The organism is Chenggangzhangella methanolivorans, from assembly GCF_042648545.1.
GTDB lineage: Bacteria > Pseudomonadota > Alphaproteobacteria > Rhizobiales > Methylopilaceae > Methylopila > Methylopila methanolivorans.
This window is the reverse complement of sequence record NZ_JBHRXS010000016.1, coordinates 324,490-346,606: the sequence shown is the minus strand read 5'-3', so window position 1 is coordinate 346,606 and position 22,117 is coordinate 324,490. Positions and strand designations below refer to the sequence as shown.

Genomic DNA, 22,117 nt, shown 5'->3' with positions numbered 1-22,117 from the left:
GCGCAAGGGTCCGGAGCCTCTCGCCCCACCAGCCTTTCGGAGCCAGCCCCTGATGAGCGAAGCCAAGTACGACGTCCTCGGCATCGGCAATGCGATCGTCGACGTGATCGCGAGCGCCGACGACGACTTCCTCGTCCGCGAAGGCCTCGCCAAGGGATCGATGGCGCTGATCGACGAAGCGCGGGCCGAGGAGCTCTACGGCAAGATGGGGCCGGCGGTGGAGGCCTCGGGCGGCTCGGCCGCCAACACGCTCGCGGGCCTGGCCTCGCTCGGCGGCCGCGCGGCCTTCATCGGCAAGGTCAAGGCGGATCTGCTGGGCGACGTCTTCCGCCACGACATCACGGCGATCGGCGTCGATTTCCCGACTCCGGGCGCGACCGACGGCGTCGCGACCGCGCGCTGCTTCATCCTGGTGACGCCGGACGGCGAGCGCACGATGTCGACCTATCTCGGCGCCTGCCAGGGCCTCGCCCCCGCCGATGTCGACGAGGCCGCGGTGAAAGCTGCGAGCGTCACCTATCTCGAGGGCTATCTCTGGGATCCGCCGGCCGCCAAGGAGGCGTTCCGCAAAGCCGCCGAGATCGCGCACGCCGCGGGCCGGCAGGTCGCGCTGTCGCTGTCGGACTCCTTCTGCGTCGACCGCTATCGCGCCGAGTTCCTCGAGCTCGTGCGCACCGGCCAGGTCGACATCCTGTTCGCCAACGAAGGCGAGCTGAAGTCGCTCTACGAGACCTCGGACGTCGAGGCGGCGCTGAAGGCGGTCTCCGCCGACGCCAAGCTCGCAGCGGTGACGCTCGGCGCCCGGGGCTCGGCGATCGTGCGCGGATCGGAGCGGGTCGAGGTTCCGGCGGCGCCGATCGAGGGCAAGCTCACCGATATGACCGGCGCCGGCGACCTCTTCGCCGCCGGTTTCCTCTACGGCCACGCCCGCGGCTTCGAGCTCAAGCGCTCCGGCCAGATCGGCGCGCTCTGCGCCGCGGAAGTCATCTCCCATGTCGGCGCGCGCCCGCAGGTGGTCCTGAAGGATCTCGTCGCGCAGAAGGGGCTGGCGTAACCTTTCGTGTCCCGGCCTTGAGCCGGGACGAGAACGCAATGTCAGTCTTCGCTGGTTTCGCCTGATGACGCCCATTCCCGTCTTCGACGGCCACAACGACACGCTGCTGCGCATCTGGCAGCGGCGCGACGCGGACGGCGGAGCGAAAGCCTTTCTCGAAGGCGGGGTCGGGGGGCACATCGACCTGCCGAAGGCGCGCGCCGGCGCCATGATGGGCGGCCTGTTCGCGATCTTCGTGCCGTCGCGCCAGCTTGGCGTCGACTACATGAAGATGATGCGCGAGGCGTCCTACGACGTGCCGTGCCCCGAGCCGCCGCCGGTCTCCGAGGCGATGGCCGCGACGCTCGGCATGGCCGCGACGCTGTTCCGCATCGAGCGCGCCTCGGCGGGGGCGGTCGGGGTCTGCCGAAGCGTCGCCGAAATCCGCGCCGCGAAGGACCGTGGGGCGCTCGCCTGCGTCCTCCACATCGAGGGCGCGGAGGCGATCGGCCCGGACCTCGACGCCTTGCACGCGCTTCACGCCGCAGGGCTGCGCTCGCTCGGGCCGGTCTGGAGCCGTCCCAACGTCTTTGGCCACGGCGCGCCGTTCCGCTTTCCCGCAAGCCCCGACACCGGCCCCGGCCTCACCGAGGCCGGCAAGGCGCTCGTGCGCGAATGCGACGCGCTGAGGATCGCGGTCGATCTCAGCCACCTCAACGAGGCCGGTTTCTGGGACGTGGCGAAGACGAGCCGCGCGCCGCTGATCGCGACGCACTCCAACGTCCACGCGATCACGCCTCACGCCCGCAATCTCACCGACGCCCAGCTCGACGCGATCGCCGAGCGGGATGGCCTCGTCGGGCTCAATCTCGCGACCTGTTTCTTGCGCGAGGACGGCCGGATGCGCTCGGACACCGATCTCGACGCGGTCGCGCATCATCTCGACCGGCTGATCGCCCGGCTGGGCGAGGACCGCGTCGGCTTCGGCTCGGATTTCGACGGGGCGATCGTGCCGGCCGGGATCGGCGACGTCGCCGGCATGCCGCGGCTTCTGGCGTTCCTGAGCGAGCGCGGCTACGACCAGGCGATCCTCGAAAAGATCGCCTGGCGAAACTGGCTCAGCGCGCTCGAGCGCGTCTGGGGCGGGTGAGCCGTTACGCCGGCCGGCGCGCCCAGGGGCGGGTTCCGGCCGGAACCTCCTGCTGCCGCGAGGAGCCGACGGGCTGCATGTAGAACGGCACGTCGGGCCACAGGCCGTTCGCGAGCTGCTTGCGGGTGACCGGGTCCGAGATCTCGAACGCGTCGAAGCCGCAGCGGCGCATCAGCGGCATCTGGTCGATGAGCACGTCGCCGGCGGCGCGCACCTCGCCCTCGAAGCCGTGCCGCTCGCGCAGGAGACGCGCGGTCGAGGACGAGCGGCCGTCGGCGAATTTCGGGAACGGCAGCACGACGAGCGTCACCCGCGTCAGATGCGGCACGAGCTCGTCGAGCTTCTCGCCCGGCTCCACGATCACGCCGAGCGGGGAGTTGCGCTGGCTGAGCGCCTCGCGTTCGGCGAGGAAGCGCTTCAGCGGCAGGATCGCCGGGCCTTCGCCGACGGCCTCGTCCTCGCCGGTGCGCGTCCACTCGTCGTCCTGGAAGGCGCCGTCGCGCCAGAGCGCGGGGCCTGCGTCGGCCTCGGGCACGGCGCGCAGATGCGGCGCCTGGGCGGGCTTCGCCTGAGAAGAAGTCACCTGGGCGGCCTCCGGAACCCGGATCTCGCCGGCGGTCTCATCGGTGCGCGCGACGCGCGCGGCGGCGGTCGGGGGGGTCATATTCCGCTTCCCTCGTTTTCGAGCGCGGCGGTGTGGATGCCGCACTCGGTCTTCTCAAGGCCGCGCCAGCGGCCGGCCCTGGCGTCCTCGCCCGGCTTCACCCGCGAGGTGCAGGGCATGCAGCCGATCGACAGGAAGCCGTGGCGCACGAGCGGATGCTCGGGCAGGCCGTGGACCGTGGCGTAGTCCTTGACGTCCTTGGCGGACCACTCCGCCAGCGGATTGATCTTGATGCGCGCGCCGTCGGCCTCGAACACCGGAAGTTCGGCGCGCGTCGCGTTCTGGAAGCGCTTGCGGCCCGAGATCCAGGCCGGGAAGTCGGCGAGCGCCTCGGCGAGCGGCGCGACCTTGCGGATCCGGCAGCAAAGGTTGGGCTCGGACTGCCAGAGGAAGTTCTCCGGATCGAGCCGCTTCAGGCGCTCGGCGTCCGGCGTCACGGTGCGCACGTCGGCAAGCTTCAGCCGCTCCACGAGCGCGTCGCGATAGTCGAGCGTCTCCTGGAAGAGCTGGCCGGTGTCGATGAAGGTCACGGGGACCGACGCGTCGACCTCGGAGAGGAGATGCAGCAGCACGGCGGAGTCGGCGCCGAAGCTCGACACCATGGTCACGCGTCCGCGGAACAGCGTCTCGACCGCGGCCTCGATCACCTCATGGGCGCCTGCGCCGCGGAAGCGGCGGTCAAGATGGGCCGCGAGCGAGGTCGCGCGCTCTGCGGCGCGCGCCTTCGAGACTTCCGGCAGCGGAAGATCAGGCCGCTCCATAGAGGGCCTCCTTGAATGGTTTCTGGCCGAGGCGGCGGACGGCGGCGAGGAAGGTCTCGTCCGGGCGCTCGCGCAGCTTCAGATAGGTGTCGACCACGGTCTCGATCGCGCCGCCGATCTCCTCGCCGGTGAAACCCGGGCCGACCAGCGCGCCGACGGCGGCGGTCTCGTCGCCCGAGCCGCCGAGCGTCACCTGGTAGACCTCCTCGCCGCGCTTATCGACGCCGAGAATGCCGATATGGCCGGCGTGGTGATGGCCGCAGGCGTTGATGCAGCCCGAGATCTTGATCTTGAGCTCGCCGATCTCGGCCTGTTTCTCGGCCGAGCCGAAGCGGTTGGAAAGATCCTGCGCGATGTTGATCGAGCGGGCGTTGGCGAGCGCGCAATAATCGAGGCCGGGGCAGGCGATGATGTCGGTCACGAGCCCGGCGTTGCCGGTTTCGAGGCCGTGAGCCTTCAGCTCCGCGTAGAGCGCCGGGACGTCGTCGAGCGCCACGTGCGGCAGCACGAGGTTCTGCTCGTGGCTCACCCGGATCTCGGACTGCGAGAAGCGGTCCGCGAGGTCGGCCACGACGTCCATCTGCGCGTCGGTGGCGTCGCCCGGAATGCCGCCGATGGGCTTCAGCGAGACCGTGACGATGCCGTAGCCCGCCGCCTTGTGGGCCGAGACGTTGTTCTGCGCGAAGGCCGCGAAGGCGCGGCTGTCGGCCTTGGCGGCCTCGAAGGCGGAGGACCGCGCCGGCTTCTCCGGCAGCGCCGGCGGCTGGAAATAGGCCTGGATGCGCGCGATCTCGTCCTCGGGCAGCCGCAGGAGGTCGGTCTTCCGCACCTCCGCGAACTCTGCCTCGATCTGGCGGGCGATCTCCTCCGCGCCGGTCTCGTGCACGAGGATCTTGATGCGCGCCTTGTACTTGTTGTCGCGCCGTCCGTGCAGATTGTAGACGCGCATGATCGCCTCGACATAGGCGAGCAGATCCTCTTCCGGCAGGAAGTCGCGCACGCGATGACCGATCATCGGGGTGCGGCCGAGGCCGCCGCCGACGAAGACGGCGAAGCCGGTCTCGCCCGCATCGTTCCGCTTCAGCTCGAGGCCGATGTCGTGGAACTGCATCGCGGCCCGGTCCTTCGGAGACGCGATCACCGCGATCTTGAACTTGCGCGGCAGATACGAGAACTCGGGGTGGATCGACGACCACTGCCGCAGGATCTCGCAATAGGGGCGGGGATCGGCCACCTCGTCGGCTGCGGCGCCGGCGAAATGATCGGTGGTGACGTTGCGGATGCAGTTTCCGGACGTCTGCAGCGCGTGCATCTCGACCGAGGCGAGGTCGCGCAGGATCGCCGGCACGTCTTTCAGCGTCGGCCAGTTGAACTGCAGGTTCTGGCGCGTGGTGAAGTGGCCGTAATTGCGGTCGTAGGTGCGCCCGACATGCGCGAGCATGCGCATCTGCTTGGACGACAGCGTGCCGTAGGGCACCGCGATCCGAAGCATGTAGGCGTGAAGCTGGAGATAGAGGCCGTTCATCAGCCGCAGGGGCCGGAACTGCTCCTCGGTCAGTTCGCCCGACAGGCGCCGCTCGACCTGGTCGGCGAACTGCGCCGTCCGGGCCTGGACGAAGTCATGGTCGAACTCGTCGTAACGATACATCGATGGCTCCTTCACGCGCCGACGGGGCGGGCGAGGTCCATGCGGACCGTCGGACCCTCGGCGCGGATCTTTTCGCGGATGCGGACCGGGCGCAGGCCGTCGGGGCCGCGCGTCACGTCGATCGGATAGGCCTCGACCACGATCCGGTTCTTCTCGCCTTCCTTGCCGGTCGCGACCGCGTCCTCGAGGTCGTCCGCGCCCTCGGCCACGCGGGCGTCCTGAATCTTTTCGGTCCAGCCGCCGGCGGCGTCGAGATACACCACGACGCCGTCGATCAGGCGGTTGCCGGTGACGACCTGTTGGGCGGCCTTGGTCTTGGCCGCCGACTTCTGGATGGGGGCTGTCATGGATCGAACCTTCAGGCAGCGACGATGGCGCGCCCGTCTTGCGGGGCGAGCGGCTCGGCGCCGGCGTGCTCGGCCGCCTCGCCAAGGGCGCGGCCGATGAGAATGAGGACGGGGCCGGTGACGTCGCCGCGTTCGGCGAGCGCCGGCAGATCGCGAAGACGGCCCATGAAGATGGTCTCGTCGGCGCGCGAGGCGTTCTCGATCGCGGCGGCGGGCGTGTCAGGCGAGAGGCCGGCCTCGACGAGGCGCTCGGCGACCGCGCCCGCGACCGAGCGGCCCATATAGACCGCGACCGTCGCGCCGCCGAGCGCGAGGCCCGCCCAATCGGGAAGCGTGCGGCCGTCGAGGTCGTGGCCGGTGGCGAAGACGAGGCTCGAGGAGACGCCGCGCAGCGTCAGCGGGGCCTTGGCGGAGGCCGCCGACGCGAACGCGGCGGTGACGCCCGGGACGATCTCGTAGGAGACGCCGGCGGCGTCGAGCGCGGCCATTTCCTCGCCCGCGCGGCCGAACACCAGCGGGTCGCCGCTCTTCAGCCGCACGACGCGGCGGCCGGCGCGCGCCTCGCGGACGAGGATGTCGCCGATCTCGGCCTGGCTCACCTCATGCGCGCCCTTGCGCTTGCCGACCGAGACGCGCTCGGCGTCGCGGCGGCCCATGGAGATGACCTCCTGCGGCACCAGCGCGTCATGGACGATGACGTCGGCTTCCTGGAGCAGGCGCTGGGCCCGCAGCGTCAGGAGGTCGGTCGCGCCGGGGCCGGCTCCCACGAGCCAGACGAAGCCCGCGACGTCGGGCTCGGCCGCCATCATGCGCATGGCTTCCGCGCGTGCGACGGGCTCGTCGCCGGCGAGCGCGCGGGCGGCCACGGGGCCGTCGAACAGCTTGGCCCAGAAGCGGCGGCGGGATTCCGCGGCCGGCAGCAGGTCCGCCACGACCCCGCGCAGGCTTTCGGCGAGCGAGGCGAGGCGCCCGGTCTCGGGCGCGAGCATCGCCTCGATCCGGGCGCGCACATGTCGCGCGAGCACGGGCGCCGCGCCCTCCGTGCCGATCGCGACGGCGAGCGGCGCGCGGTTGACGATGGCGGGGGTGATGAAGTCGCAAAGCTCGGGACGGTCGACGACGTTGACCGGAACGCCAGCCGCGCGGGCGGCCTCGGCCACGGCGCGGTCCTGCGCCTCGATCTCAGTCGCGGCGAAGACGAGCGCCGCGCCGGCGACGTGGCGGGGCTCGAACGTCTCGCGCACGATCTCGGCGTTCAGACGCGCGGCGTCGGCGAGCAGTTCGGCCGACGGCTCACAAGCGATCACGCGCAAGGACGCGTCGGTCTCGCCGAGCAGGCGCAGCTTCGCGGCCGCGGCCGGACCCGCGCCGACGACGGCGACGGTCCTATGCGACACGCGGAAGAAGGCCGGAAATGCTGTCAGTCGGGCCATTCTGGAGGGGCTCCAATCTGCCGGGACAATGATATTCCACATCCCAAAATGCAAGAGTTCATTGTATTACAAAGTTCTCGTGTGTTAATGCCGATCCAGGGGGGCATTCGCCGGCGGTTATGCTGGCTTCAGCCCTGACCCGCCCGGTTGCGTCGCTTGCGCCGCGTCATTGCGGCCCCGCAAGAACGGCGCCGGACCCCGGGGACGCGCCGCGAAACGAAGGCGAAGAGACTGTCTTCGAACGCGCGATCTGGAATGATTATAGCGATATTTCAGTAGGTTGTCTGCGCCCGCCCGGCTGCGCCGCGTTCGGTGGCGGGGGGCGCTGTCCGATCTGGCGGCAACCGCGAGTGGCGGAAGCACACGCGATGATGATTAACTGAACGGACAGGCGCGCCCCTTCGCCGGTTGCCCTATGCCGCATCGCACCCTATCACCCGGATGGGGACATCGACTTTTGGATCAGCGCGCGCCGGCGTCCGGCGGGCGCCTTTTCCCGTGTAGGTGATTTCGAATGTTTGGACACGTCGCGTTTGGCCGCTCCCTGTGGCTCCGGACGGGCGCTGCGGCGGTGTTCGCGAGCGCTGCGCTCGTCGGCGAGGTCGCGGCGCAGGGCGCGGCTCCCGGGCCGCTTCCCGTTTCGGTCGCCAATCCGATCAAGCGCAACGTGACGGAGACCGCCGAGTTCACCGGGCGGTTCGAGGCGAGCGAGTTGGTCGAGGTCCGCGCTCAGGTCAGCGGCCAGCTGGTGCAGGTCGCCTTCAAGGACGGCGCCGACGTCAAGAAAGGCGACCTGCTCTTCAAGATCGATCCTCGGTCCTATGAGGCGGCGCTGACGCAGGCCGAGTCTTCGGTCATCACCGCGCAGACCCGCGTGTCGCTCACCAAGTCTGACGTCGACCGCGCAAAGGACCTCCAGCGCACCGGCAACATCACCGACCAGGTCGCCCAGCAGCGGCAGCAGGCTTACGGTGAGGCGCTCGCCACGCTGAAGTCGGCCGAGGCGCAGGTTCTGACCGCCAAGCTCAATCTGGAGTGGACCGACGTGCGCGCGCCGATCGACGGCCGCATCGGCCGCAAGATGGTGACGGAAGGCAACCTCATCGCCGCCGGCGCGTCCTCGAACGTGCTCACCACCATCGTGAAGGTGAAGCCGATCTACTTCTATTTCGACGTCGATGAGCAGAGCTACCTCCGCTACATGGGCTATGTCCGCGAGGGCAAGTTTAAGCAGGAGGACAACGGCGCACCTGTTGAGATCGCTCTGCCGAACTCCAAAGAGTTTTCGGTCAAGGGGCGGATCGACTTCGCCGACAACCAGCTTGACCAGCAGACCGGCACGCTGCGCCTGCGCGCCACCATCCCGAACGACGACGGCTTCCTGACGTCGGGCGTGTTCGGTCGTTTGAGGATCCAGTCAAGCCCGGAATTCGAGGCGCTGCTGATCCCGGACGAGGCCGTCATGTCTGACCAGACCCGTAAGGTCGTCATGACGGTTGGCCCGGACGACAAGGTTATCCCGAAGGTGGTCGAGCTCGGCCAGGCCCAGGGCCCCACGGGCCAGCTGCGCATCATCAAGTCGGGCCTCACGGCGGAAGACAAGGTGATCGTCAACGGCCTGATGCGCGCGCGCCCGGGCGCGCAGGTGAAGCCCCAGATGGTCGATCCCCTGAAACCCGCCGACAAGCAGGCTTCGGCCGCGCCTCAGAAGTAAGGGGCCGCGAGTATGGGTTTCGGGCATTTCTTCGTCGACCGGCCGATTTTCGCGTCGGTCATCTCGATCGTATTGATGATCATCGGCGGCGTCGCGCTGCTGAACCTGCCGATCGCTCAATATCCTGAGATCGCGCCGCCGACCATTTCGGTCACGGCGCAATATCCCGGCGCCAACGCCGAGACGATCGCCGAAACGGTCGCCGCTCCCCTGGAGCAGCAGATCAACGGCGTCGAGGGCATGATCTACATGAACTCGCTGGCGACCGGCGACGGCCAGCTGCAGCTGACCGTGACCTTCGCGCCGGGCACCAATCAGGACATCGCGCAGGTCCAGGTCCAGAACCGCGTCGGACAGGCCGAGCCGCGCCTGCCCGAGGCGGTGCGCCGCAACGGCGTGCAGGTCAACAAACGGTCGTCGGACTTCCTGATGGTCGTGAACCTGATCTCGCCCAAGAAGACGCTCGACACCGTCTACATGTCGAACTACGCGTCGGTGAACGTCGTCGACGCGCTGAAGCGACTCGAGGGCGTCGGCGACATCCGCATCTTCGGCGAGCGCGAGCTCAGCTTGCGCGTCTGGCTCGACCCCAATCGGCTCGCCGCCTACGGGCTCGCGTCAGGCGACGTCGTGTCCGCGATCTCGGCCCAGAACGTGCAGGTCTCGGGCGGATCGCTCGGTGCGCCGCCGTCCCCGCCCGGAACCGTAAGCCAGATCACCGTGACGACGCAGGGGCGCTTCCAGAGCCCTGAGCAATTCAAGCAGATCATCGTTCGTGCGACCTCGGACGGGCGCCTGCTGCGCGTCGGCGACGTCGCGCGCGTTGAGCTCGCGGCGCGACAGTATTCTTCGAACTCTTATCTTGGTGCCGATCCGACGGTGGGTATGGGCGTGTTCCAGCGCCCGGGCACCAACGCGACCGACGCCGCCGAGCAGATCAAGGCCACGATGGAGACGCTGAAGGCGGCGTTCCCTCAGGACCTTGAATACCGCATCGAGTACAACCCGACCGAGTTCATCAACGAGTCGATCGTGGCGGTCGAGCACACGATCTACGAGGCGGTCGCGCTCGTCGTTCTCGTGGTGTTCATCTTCCTGCAGTCGTGGCGCGCGGCCATCATCCCGGTAGCGGCGATCCCGGTATCGCTGATCGCGACCTTCGCGGTCATGTCGGCCTTCGGCTTCTCGCTGAACATGCTGACGCTCTTCGGCCTTATCCTCGCGATCGGCATCGTGGTCGACGACGCCATCGTGGTGGTGGAGAACGTCGAGCGAAACATCGCGCTCGGGAAGACGCCGAAGGAAGCCGCCCACGCCACGATGGACGAAGTTGGCACGGCGGTCGTCGCGATCGCGCTCGTGCTCTGCGCGGTGTTCGTACCGACCGCGTTCATTCCGGGCATCTCGGGCATTTTCTACCAACAGTTCGCGCTTACCATCGCGGCCTCAACGATCCTGTCGGCGATTGTGTCGCTGACGCTGTCGCCGGCGCTTTGCGCGATCCTTCTGAAGGCGCACGCCCACGGCAAGAAGAGGGGCCTCGGCCAGCGCGCCGCTGACCTGTTCAACCGCAACTTCGACCGCGGCGCGCACGGCTACAGCCGCTCGGTCGGCTGGATGGTGCGCCATAAGGCGATCTTCTTGATCATCTACGCCGTGCTGATCGGCGCCGCGGGCTACATGTTCACCTCGGTGCCGCGCGGCTTCATTCCGCAGGCCGACCAGGGCTACGCCATCCTCGTCGTGCAGTTGCCAGAAGGCGCGAGCCTTCAGCGCACCGACGAGGTGGCGAAGCGCGCGAGCGAGATTGCGCGCTCGGTCCCGGGGGTGAAGAACGCAGTGACGATTGCGGGCTTCTCGGGCGCGACCTTCTCGGCCGCGGCGAACGCGGCCACGAGCTTCATCATCTTCGATCCGTTTGAGAAGCGGAACGAGTTCGGCGCGTCGCAGCGGGCGCCGGCGATCCTTGCTGAAGCCCAGAAACGCCTGTTCGCCATCCAGGAAGCCTTCGTGCTCGCCATCCTGCCGCCGACCGTGCGCGGCATTGGCCAGGGCGGCGGCTTCAAGATGTACATTCAGGACCGCACAAACATCGGGTTCCCCACGCTTGAAAGCGCGGTGAACGAGATGATCGGCAAGGCCAACGCCAGTGGACAGGTGACCGGCGCCTTCACCGCCTTCAACACCCGCGCGCCGCAGGTCTTTCTCGACATCGACCGGGTCAAGGCGCAGCAGCTGAACGTTCCGATCGAGAGCGTCTTCTCGGCGCTGCAGACGTTGCTCGGCCAGGCATACGTCAACGACTTCACGGCGCTCGGGCGAACGTTTCAGGTGAACGCTCAAGCCGATGCGCAATTCCGCAACAAGATGTCGGACGTCTACCAGTTCAAGGTCAGGTCGACGACCGGTGCGCTGGTGCCGCTTGGGACGCTGATCACCGACCGCAACCAGACCGGCCCCTACACGGTCGAGCGCCTGAACATCTACAACGCGATCGCGCTTCAGGGGAACGCCGCGCCGGGCGTCTCCACCGGACAGGCCATCGCCTACATGGAGAACCTGTTCAAGGAGATCGCGCCTCCCGGCGTCCAGTTCGAATGGGTCGATCTCGCCTATCAGGAGAAGCTCGCGGGCAACACGGCGATCTTCGTGTTCGCGCTTGCGATCCTGTTCGTGTTCCTGTTCCTCGCGGCGCAGTACGAAAGCTGGGCGCTGCCGCTCGCCATCATCCTGATCACGCCGCTGTCGGTGCTCGCGGCGCTGCTCGGCGTCGCGGCGAGGGGGCAGGACAACAACATCCTGACCCAGATCGGCTTCATCGTGCTGATCGGCCTAGCGGCAAAGAACGCGATCCTGATCGTCGAATTCGCACGCCAACGCGAGGACGAGGGCGAGGATCCGATCCAGGCCGCGATCGACGCATGTCGGGACCGCCTGCGTCCGATCATCATGACGTCCCTCGCCTTCTCGCTCGGCGTGGTTCCGCTCGCCTTCGCGTCCGGCGCGGCGGCGGAACTGCGGCAGGCGATCGGCACCGCCGTGCTCGCCGGCATGGTGGGCGTCACGATCCTCGGCATTTTCCTGACGCCGGTGTTCTATGTGGCGATCCGCCAGCTCGTTCTTCGGGCGGGCAAGAAGAAAGGTCCGGACGGCCCGAAGGGTCCGACCACGCCTCATGGCGGTTCAGGCGGCGGCGCTACGCATGCGCCGGCCAAGGAGCCGGCCCAGACTCCGGCCAAGGCCGGGGAGGCCGCGGGGGCGTCCCCCGCGGGCGGCGGGACGCCGCCGCAGCCGGGCGGCGCGGAGCTGAAGCCGGCCTGACCGGGCCGGCCGTTTCGCGGTCGTAGCGGCGGAAGACCTCAGCGCGCGGGCAGATAGGTCCGCGCGTGCGGCAGCGCGAACTCGTCGAGCACCAGCGCGTAGGAAGCGGGGTCCGCGGCCTCGCGTTTGGAATGGCTGAGCAGGACGTCTCCGATCCCGTCCAGCGCGCGATGGACCGGGCTCAGCGTCACGCCGCGCCCGAAGGTTCGTTCGAGGTCGAGCCCGAGGCGATCGCGCGTCAGCGGCGCGCGGTTGCGGCGATAGGTCAGGAACTGTGTGTCGCCGACGGTGAAGTCGAAGCTCGCGACGAGGCGGCCGTCGCCGTCGCGCAGCGCCTTCAGCCGCTCCAGCATCGCGCGATAGGCGGCGCCGGGCCGGTAGACCGGCGCGCCGCCGGTGTCGGCGTCCGCGCCCGCGTCCAGGCGCGCCAGGCCGAGGCGCGAGAGCTTCGCGGCCGCAAGATCGGCCGGCTGCTCGGGCCAGAACAGCGACCGGGCGTAGAGCTCGCCGCGGAACGCCGCGGCCTCCGCCGCGATCTCGGCGCGGCGCCCGAGCCGCTCCAGCGCCGTCGAGGCGAGCTTGGACGGCTCGCAGCGCTGGCCCGCCACGACGAACCCCCGGCGGCAATAGAGGCCTTCGCCGAGGCAGACGACCGCAAGCCCCTTCAGCGCCGCCAGCAGGCCGACATTGCTGTTGACCGTCAGGCAGATCGAGGCCCGGTCGAGCCATGTTTCGAGCGGCGTCTCGGCGTCGACGGAGAAACGCGGATCGATCGGAAGATTGAGACGCGCGCCTGGAACCTCCTCGGGATGCGGCCGCGCCACGACGCGCCAGTCGTCGCCGATGATCTCGCAGAACCGGATCGCGAAATTCGCGAGGTCGCGCATGCGCGTCACGCGAGGGCTGTGCAGGAGGATGTTCGAATCCGTGTGGACCTGGAGCGGCACGAACACGATCTTTTCGCGCGGCGGCGCCGCGGCGGCGACCGGCGAAGCCGAATAGGCGAGCGCCGCGCTCTCACGGGCGAGCGAGGCGTCGCCGTTGACGCCGAACGGGTCGACGAACAATTCGCCGGGCGCCGGGCCGCGCTCCATGAAGCCGCCCGGCAGCTCGCGCTCGGCCTTGTAGGCGCGCAGCGCGTTCGCCCAGAGGCCCGTGAAGCCGTTCCAGACGAACACGGCCTGGGGGGCGAGCGTGTCGAGCAGCCTCCAGAGCGTCTGGGTGCGTCGCTGGATGTCGCTCCATTCGGTGCTCGACAAAGCGCGACCCTGAAGGGCGCGGATGCGCAGCTCCAGCGGGCAGACGTCGTCGGGGTCGAGGTCGAGATCGACGTCCGCCTCCGAGCGCGGCGCGGGCGCGACCTCGCTCACGGCGACGCAGGCGAGCCCTGCTAGCGCGAACAGCGCAGCCGCGCCCCGGTCGTTCACCATCACGATCGGATCCCAGCCCTGCGCGCGGCAGGCGACGGCGAGCGGCAGCACCCGGGTTCTGTTCTCGAACGCGTCGCCGCACTGGATCACGACGACGGGGCGCGCGCGTCCGCCTGCGCCGGTTTCGGCGCTCACGCCCATTCGAGCAGGCCCGGCTTGCCGTGATAGGCTGCGGCCTCTTCGAACAACTGGTCGATGGCCGCGAGCATGGCCGGATCGCCGCGATCGATCTTCTTCAGCAGGGCGACCAGCCCGTCGGTGGTCTCGCAGCGCGTCGGCGCGACCAGCGGCAGCAGCATCCGGGCGCCGAGCGTGTTGACGATGACGGGCCGGCGCCGCAGCAGCGCCTCGACGTTCTTCACGTTGACGCCGCCCTGCACGACGGTCGGCGACAGTAGGACGTCGATCTGGTCGAAGAACTGGCCGACCTCCTCGACGGGCCCCGCCACAGTGACGTTCTCGCGCAAGAGGACGTAGGGCGACAGGCTCGGCGACAGCGCGATCGCGCCGCCGATCACGATGCGGCTTTCGGGCGAAAACGCCTCGATGGCCGGCCACCAATTCGACATCACATGCTGGAGCGCCCGGCGGTTCGGCTCCATGTCTGAGCCGATGAAGCCGAACACCAGCGGCCGGCCCATGCTGCGCCACTGGGCGATCGTCTCAGTGGGATAGTAGCTGAGCGGATGCACCACGACGTTGTCGAGGCCGAGCTTGGCGCGGAACATCTTGGCGTCGCTGCGCGAGATCGCGAGCACGGCGGCGCAGCGGGCGAGCAGGTCGCGCTCGAGCGCGGCTTCGGCCTCGGGCGCCGCCTCGGCGGCGTCGGCGAGCTGGCGCTGGCGGTTCGAGATGACGTCATGGGTGTCGCAGACGAGCTTCGCGCCGTTGAGGTCGACGTCCTCGACGGCGCTCAGCATCCAGGGGAACGACACCACCACCACGTCGTAGCGGGTCTCCGCCGCCATCGCGGCGAGCAGCGACTTGGCGCGATCGTTGACGTCGTTGGCCCTGCGCCGCTCGAACGAATAGGCCGAGGTGGCGACCGAGAGCTTCGCCGGCGCGGCGGCCTCCTCGTCGCCTGCCGCCTCAGCCGCCGCCTCGCTCTCCTCCGCCTGGTAGGTCTCGAGCCGATTGGCGAAGAGCAGGAAATAGTGCCGCACCCGGTCGATGCGCTTCAGTCCCTGGCGCTTCACCACGACGTCGACGTCGAAGCCGGCCTCGATCAGGTCGAGGCAGGTCGAGAAGGCGCGCTGGTGCGAACCGATGCGCGGCGGCGCGAAAACGCCCGGAAACACGAACAGCGCCCGCTTGGCGCCTTCGCGCGGGGGGCGAACATATTGCCGCGTCTTGCCCCGCGGATTGATCCGCCGGATGTTCACGACCTTGAGGCTGCAGATCACGCTGATCATGCGGCCCGAAAGGCTCGCGCGCTCGTTGCGGTCGATGGCGATGAGAACGTCGTAGGCGGCGAGGCGGTCAAGCGTCGCGGCCTCGATGGTCGACAGCAGCCCGTCGCCCTTCTGGGCGCGGGTCTCGCTCAGCAGGACGACGTCGCGGCCGCTCGTCGTTCCGAGCTCGGACGCGATCTTGAGCGCCCGTTGGGCCGCCAGTTTCTCGCCGAGATTGCAGATCACGAGCGTGGCGCGGCGGTCAGGCGCCTGAGGCTGCTCATCGTCCAGTCCGGCGAGTCGGTAGGCGAACGGCATCGACGGTCCGGGTCACGCAATGTCAGATGAGGTCATCCCATCCGACGGAAGTCGGCGTCAAGCGGTCTTGCGCGCATGGCCGAGCGTGCGCGTCACAGATGACGCAGGCGTGAGCCACGTTGTCGCGCCAGAACAGGCTTTGTAATCGGGCGCTTTTTTCGTGTCGTTCCCGATCCCCCGGCGTTCGTTTATCCTTGATTCGATTGTCTGTGACGCGGTCTGGCGACGGCGAAGCCTTGCGGTCGCATTGACAGAATCAAGGTCCCGTGCCGTGTGCGTGCGATGCTGTTCGTCGATCATGAGCTGATTACCCCGCGGCCGGGCGCGATGATCGACGGCCCGATCCTGGTCGTCGAGGGCGTTTTCCGCGACGCCGGCGCGGTGGCGGAGGCGGTTCGCGTTTCGGTGGCGCAGGCGAGCCTCGACGCGGCCCTCGAACGCGACGGCGCGCTCGTGCGCTACCGCGCGGAAATCAACGTTTCGCATCTTGCTTGCCGGCTTCGCATCGTGATCCGCGCGTCCGTGCGCGAGGGCGGCGAGGTGGCGCTTCGCGAGGCGGCGGCGTGGCGGCCGGGGTGGCGGCCGCCGGTCCGACGCGCCGCGCCGGTGAGCGTCGAGGCGGCGCGGACGGGGGCGACGGTCTCCGGCGTCGCGCGGTCCGACGAGGGGCTGACGCGCATCGAGCTTCGATCCGGCGATCGCGTCGTCGAAGTCGAGCTCGACGAGGGCGGCGTCTTCGAGGCCGAGGCGGTCGCAGTCGGCCCCGTCGAGCTCTGGGCGCATCACGCCGATCCGGCTCGCGCGCCGACGCTGCTCGGCGTGCTGGACGAGGACGGCCGGGACCTGACGCCCGGCGCCGACCCGTCCTTCGCGCCGCTCGAGACCTTCACCGCGGCGCTCGAGGCGGGGCGCCGTCTGTCGCTGCTGCGCCGTGACGGGAGCCGGGAGGAGGCGGCCGCCTACCGGCTGACGCCCGCCGGAGCCGACTGGGGCCTGACGATCCGGGACAATGGCGGGTTCCGCACCGAGCCGCTCGCGGGCGTCGAAACGTTCGGCGCGTCCGGGAGTCCGCTCGAACCGCTGGACGCAGCCGGCCGGGAGACGCTGAAGACCCATCTCCAGGGCTTCCCCGAGCCTGCCCAGACGCTTGCGAGCGACGATCTCGCGCCCTTCGGCGTCGCTCTGCCGGCGTTTCGGCTGAGGCCGCCGCCGGCCGTGATCGACCGCGTGGTGCTGGTGCGGCCGGGGCCGTTCGCGACCGACGAGCTCTATGTTCTCGCGCCGCTCGCGCCCGAGCTCGCCGCGCGCGGGATCCCGCTCGAGATCGTCTCGCTTGAGGCGGAGGGCGCGGCCGAGGCCCTGCGCGAGACCAGGCTCGACGAGAGGACCGTCGTGGTCGTGTCACGACGGGCGGGGGCCGGATGGGTCGCGCGTCTCGCCGCCGATCCGCGCCCCTTCGTCGTCTACCTCATGGACGACGATCCGCTCGCCGCGATCGACGCCGAAGGCGTGCCGCACCGCTACCGGCGCCGGATGATCGAGCTCACGGCGACGGACTTCGCGCCGCTCCTGCGCCGCTGCGACCGTCTGATGGCGTCGTCGAAACGCCTCGCCGAGACCTTCGCGTCGCGCAAGACCGTGCTGCTGGAGCCGCCTTTCATCCGGCCCGCGCCGTCGCTCGCGCATTTCGACGACCTGTCGGAGATCCGCGTCGTCTATCATGCGACCGACGTGCATCGGGACGACTTCGATTTCCTGGTCCCGGCGCTCGAGCGGCTCTTGAAGGATCGCCCGCAGGTCCGGCTCGAACTCGTCAGCGGCCTGCCGGCGCCGGGACGGCTGGCGAAGCTTTCGAATTTCGAGCGGATCAAGCCGATGGAATGGGCGCAGTACAAGGCCTACGCCGCGGCGCGGCCGGCCCATGTCAGCCTCGCGCCGATGCTCGCGACGCCGTTCAACGCCGCGAAGTCCGTGGTCAAGATGCTGGACGCCGCCTCGCTCGGGGCGGCAGGCGTCTATTCGCGCGTCGAGCCCTATGCCGAGGCGATCCGCCATGACGTCGACGGCCTGCTGCTCGAGAACGACCCGCCCGCCTGGCGCAAGGCGCTCGTCGCGCTCGCCGATCAGCCGAAGCGGCTGCGGCGGCTGGCGGCCGCGGGCGGGGCCGCCGCGCGGGCGCGCAGTCTCGACGACGCGACCGCCGTGTGGACCCGCCTGCTCGCGCTCGGCTGACGGGTCCGGCTCTTCAGCTCGTGGCGCGTCGAGCCGCTTACTCGGCCGCGGCGCGGGCCGGCAGGCTGTCGCGCTCGGCGATCCAGAGGTCGCCGTAGTCGACGTCGACGCAGTTCTCGAACCACGGGCCGCCATTGGTGTAGTGGATCGCGGCCGGCGTCGCCGCGGGCTTGTCGTATTCGCCGACGAGGAAGTTCCACTCGAGCGGCAGCGAGCCGATCAGGTCGTCGCTCGGCAGCCACGAGAAGCGGTGGAGATGGGCCGGGCCGGAAGCGTTGACGACGTCGGGCGTCAGCGTCTTCACGTACTCGTTCGCGCCGTTGAAGATGATGAAGGACGACCAGTTCTTGCGCGGATAGACCGACTGCGACTTGCCGTCCATCTTGATCGCCATCGCGGGCGTGTATTCGTGCTGGACGACGTAGACGGCCTTCGACGGGTCGAGGTTCTGGAAGACTTCGTTGACGTCGCGCGTGAAGAGGAAGTCGCAGTCGACGAAGATCGACCAGCCGCTGGTGTTGGCCAGATAGGGGGTCAGGAAGCGCGTCAGCGAGAATTCGGTCGAGGCGCCCTTGTCCGCGGGGCGGGTGTAGAGGCCGAGCTCGCGCAGCGTGGTCTGCTTGAGCGGATAGACCGGGATCTCCTGCGAAGCGTGGCGCTCGATCGAGCCGCGGCACACCTGCCAGGCGATGTCCTCACGGCTGTCGTAGCCGACGAAAATCTTGTTCGCGGTGTCCATATCGCCAACGAGCCTCCAACAAATCGCGTCCCCTGGACGCAGATGACGCGCTGGTCTCGCCGCCCGCCGACCAGCGCCCGAGAATGTGTTCAGGCGTTTGAAGCCGAACCCTACGCCATCCGCAACCCTACGGAAACAGCCCGCGCGGCAGTTGCGTCAAATAACGCCATCGGTTTCGGCAAGGCGAAGCAGGTGGCGTCCATACGAGGTCTTCTTGAACATCTCGCCGCGAACTTTGAGCGCTTCCAAGGTGATGAAGCCGTTCTGATAGGCGATCTCTTCAAGGCACGCGATCGCGAGGCCCTGCCGGTGCTGGAGCGTGCGCACGAACTCGGATGCTTCGAGCAGGCTGTCATGGGTGCCGGTGTCGAGCCAGGCTGCGCCGCGGCTGAGCTTCTCGACCGACAGTTTTCCGCGGGCGAGATAGGCGCGGTTGACGTCCGTGATCTCGAGCTCGCCGCGCGCCGAGGGCTTGAGGTCCGCGGCGATGTCCAGCACGTCGTTGTCGTAGAAATAGAGGCCCGTCACCGCCCAGTTGGAGCGCGGCTGCGTCGGCTTCTCCTCGATGTCGATCGCCTGTCCGCTGGCGTCGATCTCGACCACGCCGTAGCGCTCGGGGTCCTCGACGTAATAGGCGAACACCGTCGCGCCGTCGCGGCGGGCCGCCACCTCGCGGAGCTGCTCGGAGAGGTTGGCGCTGAAGAAGATGTTGTCGCCGAGCACGAGCGACACCTGGTCGTCTCCGACGAAGTCGCGCCCGATGATGAAGGCCTGCGCGAGTCCTTCGGGCTTGGGCTGCACCGCGTAGGAGAGCTCGATCCCGTAGTCGGAGCCGTCGCCCAGCAGGCGCTTGTAGCTGTCGAGATATTCGGGCGAGGAGATCAGCAGGATCTCGCGGATGCCGGCCAGCATCAGCACCGACAGCGGATAGTAGATCATCGGCTTGTCGTAGACCGGCAGCAGCTGCTTGTTCACCGCGAGCGTCGCGGGATGCAGGCGCGTGCCGGATCCGCCGGCGAGGATGATGCCCTTCACTGCGCTTGCTCCATGATGTCTGCGACGAGCGCCGGAAGGCCGTCGCGCCAGGGGCGCGGCGCGATCCCGTAGGCGTCCTCGAGCCGCCGGGTCGACAGCACCGAATAGGCCGGACGGCGCGCCGGCGTGGGGAAATCCGCGGTCGCGATCGCCTCGAGGGTCGCCGGCGTCTTCGCGCCGCGCGCGGCGGCGGCCTCGAAGATCGCCTGCGCGAAGCCGTGCCAGGTGGTGGCCCCGGCGTTCGAGAAGTGGAACACGCCGGCGGGCGCTTGGGCGTCGTCGATCATCCTGAGCGTGATCGTCGCGAGCGCCTCGGCGAGATCGGCCGCAAACGTCGGGGCGCCGTGCTGGTCGGCGACGACGCGCATCAGGTCGCGCTCGGCGCCGTAGCGCAGCATCGTCTTGACGAAGTTGGCGCGCCGCGCGCTCACCACCCAGGCGGTGCGCACGATGACGGAGCGCTTGTGCCCGAGCCGCACGGCGAACTCGCCCGCGGCCTTGCTCGCGCCGTAGATCCCGATCGGGTCGATCTCGGCGTCGGTCTCGTAAGGCGCGCTCGCGTCGCCGCGGAACACGTAGTCGGTCGAGACATGGACCAGCGGGATGTCGGCCGCGCGCGCCGCGTCCGCGAGCGCCGCAGGGGCGAGCGCGTTGACCGCGAAGGCCTGCGCGACCTCGCTCTCGGCCTTGTCGACCGCGGTGTAGGCGGCGGGATTGACGATCGCCGCGAAGCCCCCGGCGGCCACATAGGCTCCGATCGCGGAGGCGTCGGTCAGGTCGAGCTCGGCGCGCTTGGGCGCAGTGATCTCGACGTCGTCCGGCCATGCGCGCCGGACCAGCTCTCCGCCGACCTGGCCTTCGCCGCCGGTGACGAGGATGCGCCTCATCCGTGGCCCCGACGCTGGAGCGCGCCGCCGCCGGACTTGGCGTCGACGAGCGGCTCCCACCACGCGCGATTGTCGAGATACCAGCGCACCGTCTTCTCGATGCCGCTCTCGAAGGTCTCCTGGGGCTCCCAGCCGAGCTCGCGCTTGATCTTCGAGGCGTCGATCGCGTAGCGCTGGTCGTGGCCCGGGCGGTCCGTCACGAAGCGGATCTGGTCGCGCCGCTTGGTCGGGCCCGGCGCGAGCTTGTCGAGCAGCTCGCAGACGGTCTCGACCACGTCGAGGTTCTTGCGCTCGTTGTTGCCGCCGATCGCGTAGGTCTGCCCCGGAACGCCGCGCTCCAGCACGACCGTGAGCGCGCGCGCGTGGTCCTCGACATAGAGCCAGTCGCGGATGTTGGAGCCTTGGCCGTAGACCGGCAGATCCTCGCCCGACAGGCCGCGCAGGATCATCAGCGGGATGAGTTTCTCGGGGAAATGGAACGGCCCGTAATTGTTCGAGCAGTTGGTCAGCACCGTCGGCAGCCCGAAGGTCTCGTGCCAGGCCCGGACCAGATGGTCGGAGCCGGCCTTGGAGGCCGAATAGGGCGAGTTCGGCTGATAGGCGGTCTCTTCGGTGAAGAAGCCCTCGTCGCCGAGCGTGCCGAACACCTCGTCGGTCGAGATGTGGTGCATGCGGAAGGCGTCCCTGGCCTCGCCGGCGAGCGTGCGCCAATGGCGCAGCGCCTCCTGCAGCACGTTGAACGTGCCGAGCACGTTGGTCTCGACGAAGACGCCCGGCGCGTCGATCGAGCGGTCGACATGGCTTTCGGCCGCAAGGTTCATGACCGCGGTCGGCTGGTGGCGCTCGAACACGGCGCGCAGCGCCGCCGGATCGCGGATGTCGGCCTTCTCGAACACGTAGCGCGGCGAGTTCGAGACGCTGTCGAGCGAGGAGAGGTTGGCGGCGTAGGTGAGCGCGTCGAGATTGATCACCGTGGCTTCGGTGTCGCGCACCAGATGGCGCACGACCGCGGAGCCGATGAAGCCGGCGCCGCCCGTGACGATGATGCGCGCGTCCTTGAAGCGGGAAGACATCGGGACCTCGAAGGCGATCTGCGGGCTGGGCGGGGTCAGAACAGGTCGGGGGCGTCTGCGAGGAGCGGCGCGCGCATGTCCTTGTCGGACAGCTTGGCCTCCGCGAGCGCGATCGGCCAGGCGATGGCGAGCGCCGGGTCGCTCCACAGCACCGCGCGGTCTTGCGCGGGCGCATAGGGGTTGCTCACCTTGTAGGCGATCTCGCAGTCCGGCTCGAGCGTGCAGAAGCCGTGGGCGAAGCCCGCCGGGATGAGCAGCTGGTTGCCGTCGCTCGCGGTCAGCGTCACGGCGACGTGGCGCCCGAAGGTCGGCGAGGCGCGGCGGATGTCGACCGCGACGTCGAGGATCGAGCCGCGCAGCACGCTGACGAGCTTGGCCTGCTCGAAGGGCGGGAGCTGGAAATGCAGGCCGCGGATGGTGCCGGCCTCGCGCGACAGCGACTTGTTGTCCTGCACGAATTCGAGGTCGACGCCGCGTTCCTTGAGCGCGGAGCGCTTGTAGGTCTCTGCGAAATAACCCCTGGAGTCCTCGAACTTCCTCGGGCGAATCTCCAACACGCCGGAGATCTCGTGCTCGATGAACTCCATCGTCGACCTTCGCTCCTTCGTCGGCGACCCGGTTCGGGCCGTCTGGCCGGACAGTCTCGCCGCCCGTTCGGCGGCGACGCTGCGCGGAGAAAACCCGCAGGCAGCGGGCGTATCCCAAAACCTATAGTCGTACAAGCCGACGCCGAAGACCGTGGCGGCAGAGAAGTGCGTCACAAAGAATGCTTGCGCGGTCTCGATCAGATCTTGGGACTGCGCGCATCACATCTTCCGGGAGGCGGAGCGACTTCGCGAGAGACTGTCCGCGCCGTCCGCAGCAGGACGGCTTGGGCGGAGGGCGGCATGTTGCGGCGCAATGACGCCGACCGGCGGGCAGCGTCGGCCCCTGCGCGACGC

Annotated in this window: 17 protein-coding genes; 5 read left to right on the top strand and 12 right to left on the bottom strand. The window is 69.1% G+C overall.

Going from position 1 to position 22,117, the window contains the following annotated elements:
• Positions 1-52: 52 nt before the first annotated feature.
• Positions 53-1,054, top strand: a complete 1,002-nt coding sequence (locus tag ACFOWB_RS23575; protein ID WP_261404757.1) for an adenosine kinase — start codon at positions 53-55, stop codon at positions 1,052-1,054.
• A 64-nt stretch (positions 1,055-1,118) separates the two neighbouring features.
• On the top strand, positions 1,119-2,183 hold the full coding sequence (locus ACFOWB_RS23570; protein ID WP_261404756.1) for a dipeptidase: 1,065 nt from the start codon (positions 1,119-1,121) through the stop codon (positions 2,181-2,183).
• A 4-nt stretch (positions 2,184-2,187) separates the two neighbouring features.
• On the opposite strand, the gene ACFOWB_RS23565 is transcribed toward ACFOWB_RS23570, so the two are convergent.
• Genes ACFOWB_RS23565 through cysG form a run of 5 tightly spaced genes read right to left on the bottom strand, consistent with a single transcriptional unit; the run spans position 2,188 to position 7,036 of the window.
• Positions 2,188-2,847 (bottom strand): DUF934 domain-containing protein, encoded by a 660-nt coding sequence (locus ACFOWB_RS23565; RefSeq protein WP_261404755.1) that lies wholly within the window; start codon positions 2,845-2,847, stop codon positions 2,188-2,190.
• Complete coding sequence (locus tag ACFOWB_RS23560; RefSeq protein WP_261404754.1) at positions 2,844-3,608, bottom strand: phosphoadenylyl-sulfate reductase; 765 nt, start codon at positions 3,606-3,608, stop codon at positions 2,844-2,846. The genes ACFOWB_RS23565 and ACFOWB_RS23560 overlap by 4 nt, the downstream gene beginning before the upstream one ends.
• Entirely contained in the window at positions 3,595-5,256 is a 1,662-nt protein-coding gene (locus ACFOWB_RS23555; protein WP_261404753.1) for a nitrite/sulfite reductase, read from the bottom strand. The genes ACFOWB_RS23560 and ACFOWB_RS23555 overlap by 14 nt, the downstream gene beginning before the upstream one ends.
• Before the next feature lie 11 nt (positions 5,257-5,267).
• Positions 5,268-5,603 carry a DUF2849 domain-containing protein gene (locus ACFOWB_RS23550; protein ID WP_261404752.1) on the bottom strand — a complete coding sequence of 112 codons (336 nt, stop codon included), beginning with the start codon at positions 5,601-5,603 and terminating at the stop codon, positions 5,268-5,270.
• Positions 5,604-5,614: 11 nt separating this feature from the next.
• Positions 5,615-7,036: a siroheme synthase CysG gene (gene cysG, locus ACFOWB_RS23545; protein ID WP_378149719.1), complete on the bottom strand. Its 1,422-nt coding sequence runs from the start codon at positions 7,034-7,036 to the stop codon at positions 5,615-5,617.
• Between the two features lie 514 nt (positions 7,037-7,550).
• On the opposite strand from cysG, the gene ACFOWB_RS23540 reads away from it, so the two are divergent.
• Positions 7,551-8,750 (top strand): efflux RND transporter periplasmic adaptor subunit, encoded by a 1,200-nt coding sequence (locus ACFOWB_RS23540; RefSeq protein WP_378149717.1) that lies wholly within the window; start codon positions 7,551-7,553, stop codon positions 8,748-8,750.
• 12 nt (positions 8,751-8,762) lie between these two features.
• Entirely contained in the window at positions 8,763-12,071 is a 3,309-nt protein-coding gene (locus tag ACFOWB_RS23535) for an efflux RND transporter permease subunit (RefSeq protein WP_378149715.1), read from the top strand.
• A gap of 38 nt (positions 12,072-12,109) precedes the next feature.
• Here the strand turns inward: ACFOWB_RS23535 and ACFOWB_RS23530 are convergent, their stop codons facing one another.
• Both ACFOWB_RS23530 and ACFOWB_RS23525 read right to left on the bottom strand, forming a co-directional pair.
• Entirely contained in the window at positions 12,110-13,636 is a 1,527-nt protein-coding gene (locus tag ACFOWB_RS23530) for a capsular polysaccharide export protein, LipB/KpsS family (protein ID WP_378149713.1), read from the bottom strand.
• Positions 13,633-15,210 carry a glycosyltransferase gene (locus tag ACFOWB_RS23525; RefSeq protein WP_378149711.1) on the bottom strand — a complete coding sequence of 526 codons (1,578 nt, stop codon included), beginning with the start codon at positions 15,208-15,210 and terminating at the stop codon, positions 13,633-13,635. Before ACFOWB_RS23525 ends, ACFOWB_RS23530 begins: the two co-directional genes overlap by 4 nt.
• Positions 15,211-15,492: 282 nt before the next feature.
• Here ACFOWB_RS23525 and ACFOWB_RS23520 point away from each other — a divergent pair, with 282 nt between their 5' ends.
• The gene (locus tag ACFOWB_RS23520) at positions 15,493-17,442 is read left to right on the top strand and encodes a glycosyltransferase (protein WP_378149709.1); all 1,950 of its coding nucleotides are present in this window, start codon (positions 15,493-15,495) and stop codon (positions 17,440-17,442) included.
• Positions 17,443-17,479: 37 nt separating this feature from the next.
• Here the strand turns inward: ACFOWB_RS23520 and ACFOWB_RS23515 are convergent, their stop codons facing one another.
• The 5 genes from ACFOWB_RS23515 to rfbC form a co-directional block, all read right to left on the bottom strand.
• Entirely contained in the window at positions 17,480-18,181 is a 702-nt protein-coding gene (locus ACFOWB_RS23515) for a glycosyltransferase (RefSeq protein ID WP_261404743.1), read from the bottom strand.
• Positions 18,182-18,337: 156 nt separating this feature from the next.
• Positions 18,338-19,216: a glucose-1-phosphate thymidylyltransferase RfbA gene (rfbA, locus tag ACFOWB_RS23510; protein ID WP_261404742.1), complete on the bottom strand. Its 879-nt coding sequence runs from the start codon at positions 19,214-19,216 to the stop codon at positions 18,338-18,340.
• Positions 19,213-20,103 (bottom strand): dTDP-4-dehydrorhamnose reductase, encoded by an 891-nt coding sequence (gene rfbD, locus ACFOWB_RS23505; RefSeq protein ID WP_378149706.1) that lies wholly within the window; start codon positions 20,101-20,103, stop codon positions 19,213-19,215. The genes rfbA and rfbD overlap by 4 nt, the downstream gene beginning before the upstream one ends.
• A complete protein-coding gene (gene rfbB, locus ACFOWB_RS23500) occupies positions 20,100-21,176 on the bottom strand; it encodes a dTDP-glucose 4,6-dehydratase (protein ID WP_261404741.1) in 1,077 nt (358 codons plus the stop codon). Before rfbB ends, rfbD begins: the two co-directional genes overlap by 4 nt.
• Positions 21,177-21,211: 35 nt before the next feature.
• A complete protein-coding gene (gene rfbC, locus ACFOWB_RS23495) occupies positions 21,212-21,763 on the bottom strand; it encodes a dTDP-4-dehydrorhamnose 3,5-epimerase (RefSeq protein WP_261404740.1) in 552 nt (183 codons plus the stop codon).
• Between the last annotated feature and the right edge of the window lie 354 nt (positions 21,764-22,117).

Excerpts from the sequence above, each read along its gene's own strand:
- ACFOWB_RS23575 (WP_261404757.1), top strand. The coding sequence starts at position 53 with ATGAGCGAAGCCAAGTACGACGTCCTCGGCATCGGCAATGCGATCGTC.
- ACFOWB_RS23570 (WP_261404756.1), top strand. The coding sequence starts at position 1,119 with ATGACGCCCATTCCCGTCTTCGACGGCCACAACGACACGCTGCTGCGC.
- ACFOWB_RS23565 (WP_261404755.1), bottom strand. The coding sequence starts at position 2,847 with ATGACCCCCCCGACCGCCGCCGCGCGCGTCGCGCGCACCGATGAGACC.
- ACFOWB_RS23560 (WP_261404754.1), bottom strand. The coding sequence starts at position 3,608 with ATGGAGCGGCCTGATCTTCCGCTGCCGGAAGTCTCGAAGGCGCGCGCC.
- ACFOWB_RS23555 (WP_261404753.1), bottom strand. The coding sequence starts at position 5,256 with ATGTATCGTTACGACGAGTTCGACCATGACTTCGTCCAGGCCCGGACG.
- ACFOWB_RS23550 (WP_261404752.1), bottom strand. The coding sequence starts at position 5,603 with ATGACAGCCCCCATCCAGAAGTCGGCGGCCAAGACCAAGGCCGCCCAA.
- cysG (WP_378149719.1), bottom strand. The coding sequence starts at position 7,036 with ATGGCCCGACTGACAGCATTTCCGGCCTTCTTCCGCGTGTCGCATAGG.
- ACFOWB_RS23540 (WP_378149717.1), top strand. The coding sequence starts at position 7,551 with ATGTTTGGACACGTCGCGTTTGGCCGCTCCCTGTGGCTCCGGACGGGC.
- ACFOWB_RS23535 (WP_378149715.1), top strand. The coding sequence starts at position 8,763 with ATGGGTTTCGGGCATTTCTTCGTCGACCGGCCGATTTTCGCGTCGGTC.
- ACFOWB_RS23525 (WP_378149711.1), bottom strand. The coding sequence starts at position 15,210 with ATGCCGTTCGCCTACCGACTCGCCGGACTGGACGATGAGCAGCCTCAG.
- ACFOWB_RS23520 (WP_378149709.1), top strand. The coding sequence starts at position 15,493 with ATGCTGTTCGTCGATCATGAGCTGATTACCCCGCGGCCGGGCGCGATG.
- ACFOWB_RS23515 (WP_261404743.1), bottom strand. The coding sequence starts at position 18,181 with ATGGACACCGCGAACAAGATTTTCGTCGGCTACGACAGCCGTGAGGAC.
- rfbD (WP_378149706.1), bottom strand. The coding sequence starts at position 20,103 with ATGAGGCGCATCCTCGTCACCGGCGGCGAAGGCCAGGTCGGCGGAGAG.
- rfbB (WP_261404741.1), bottom strand. The coding sequence starts at position 21,176 with ATGTCTTCCCGCTTCAAGGACGCGCGCATCATCGTCACGGGCGGCGCC.
- rfbC (WP_261404740.1), bottom strand. The coding sequence starts at position 21,763 with ATGGAGTTCATCGAGCACGAGATCTCCGGCGTGTTGGAGATTCGCCCG.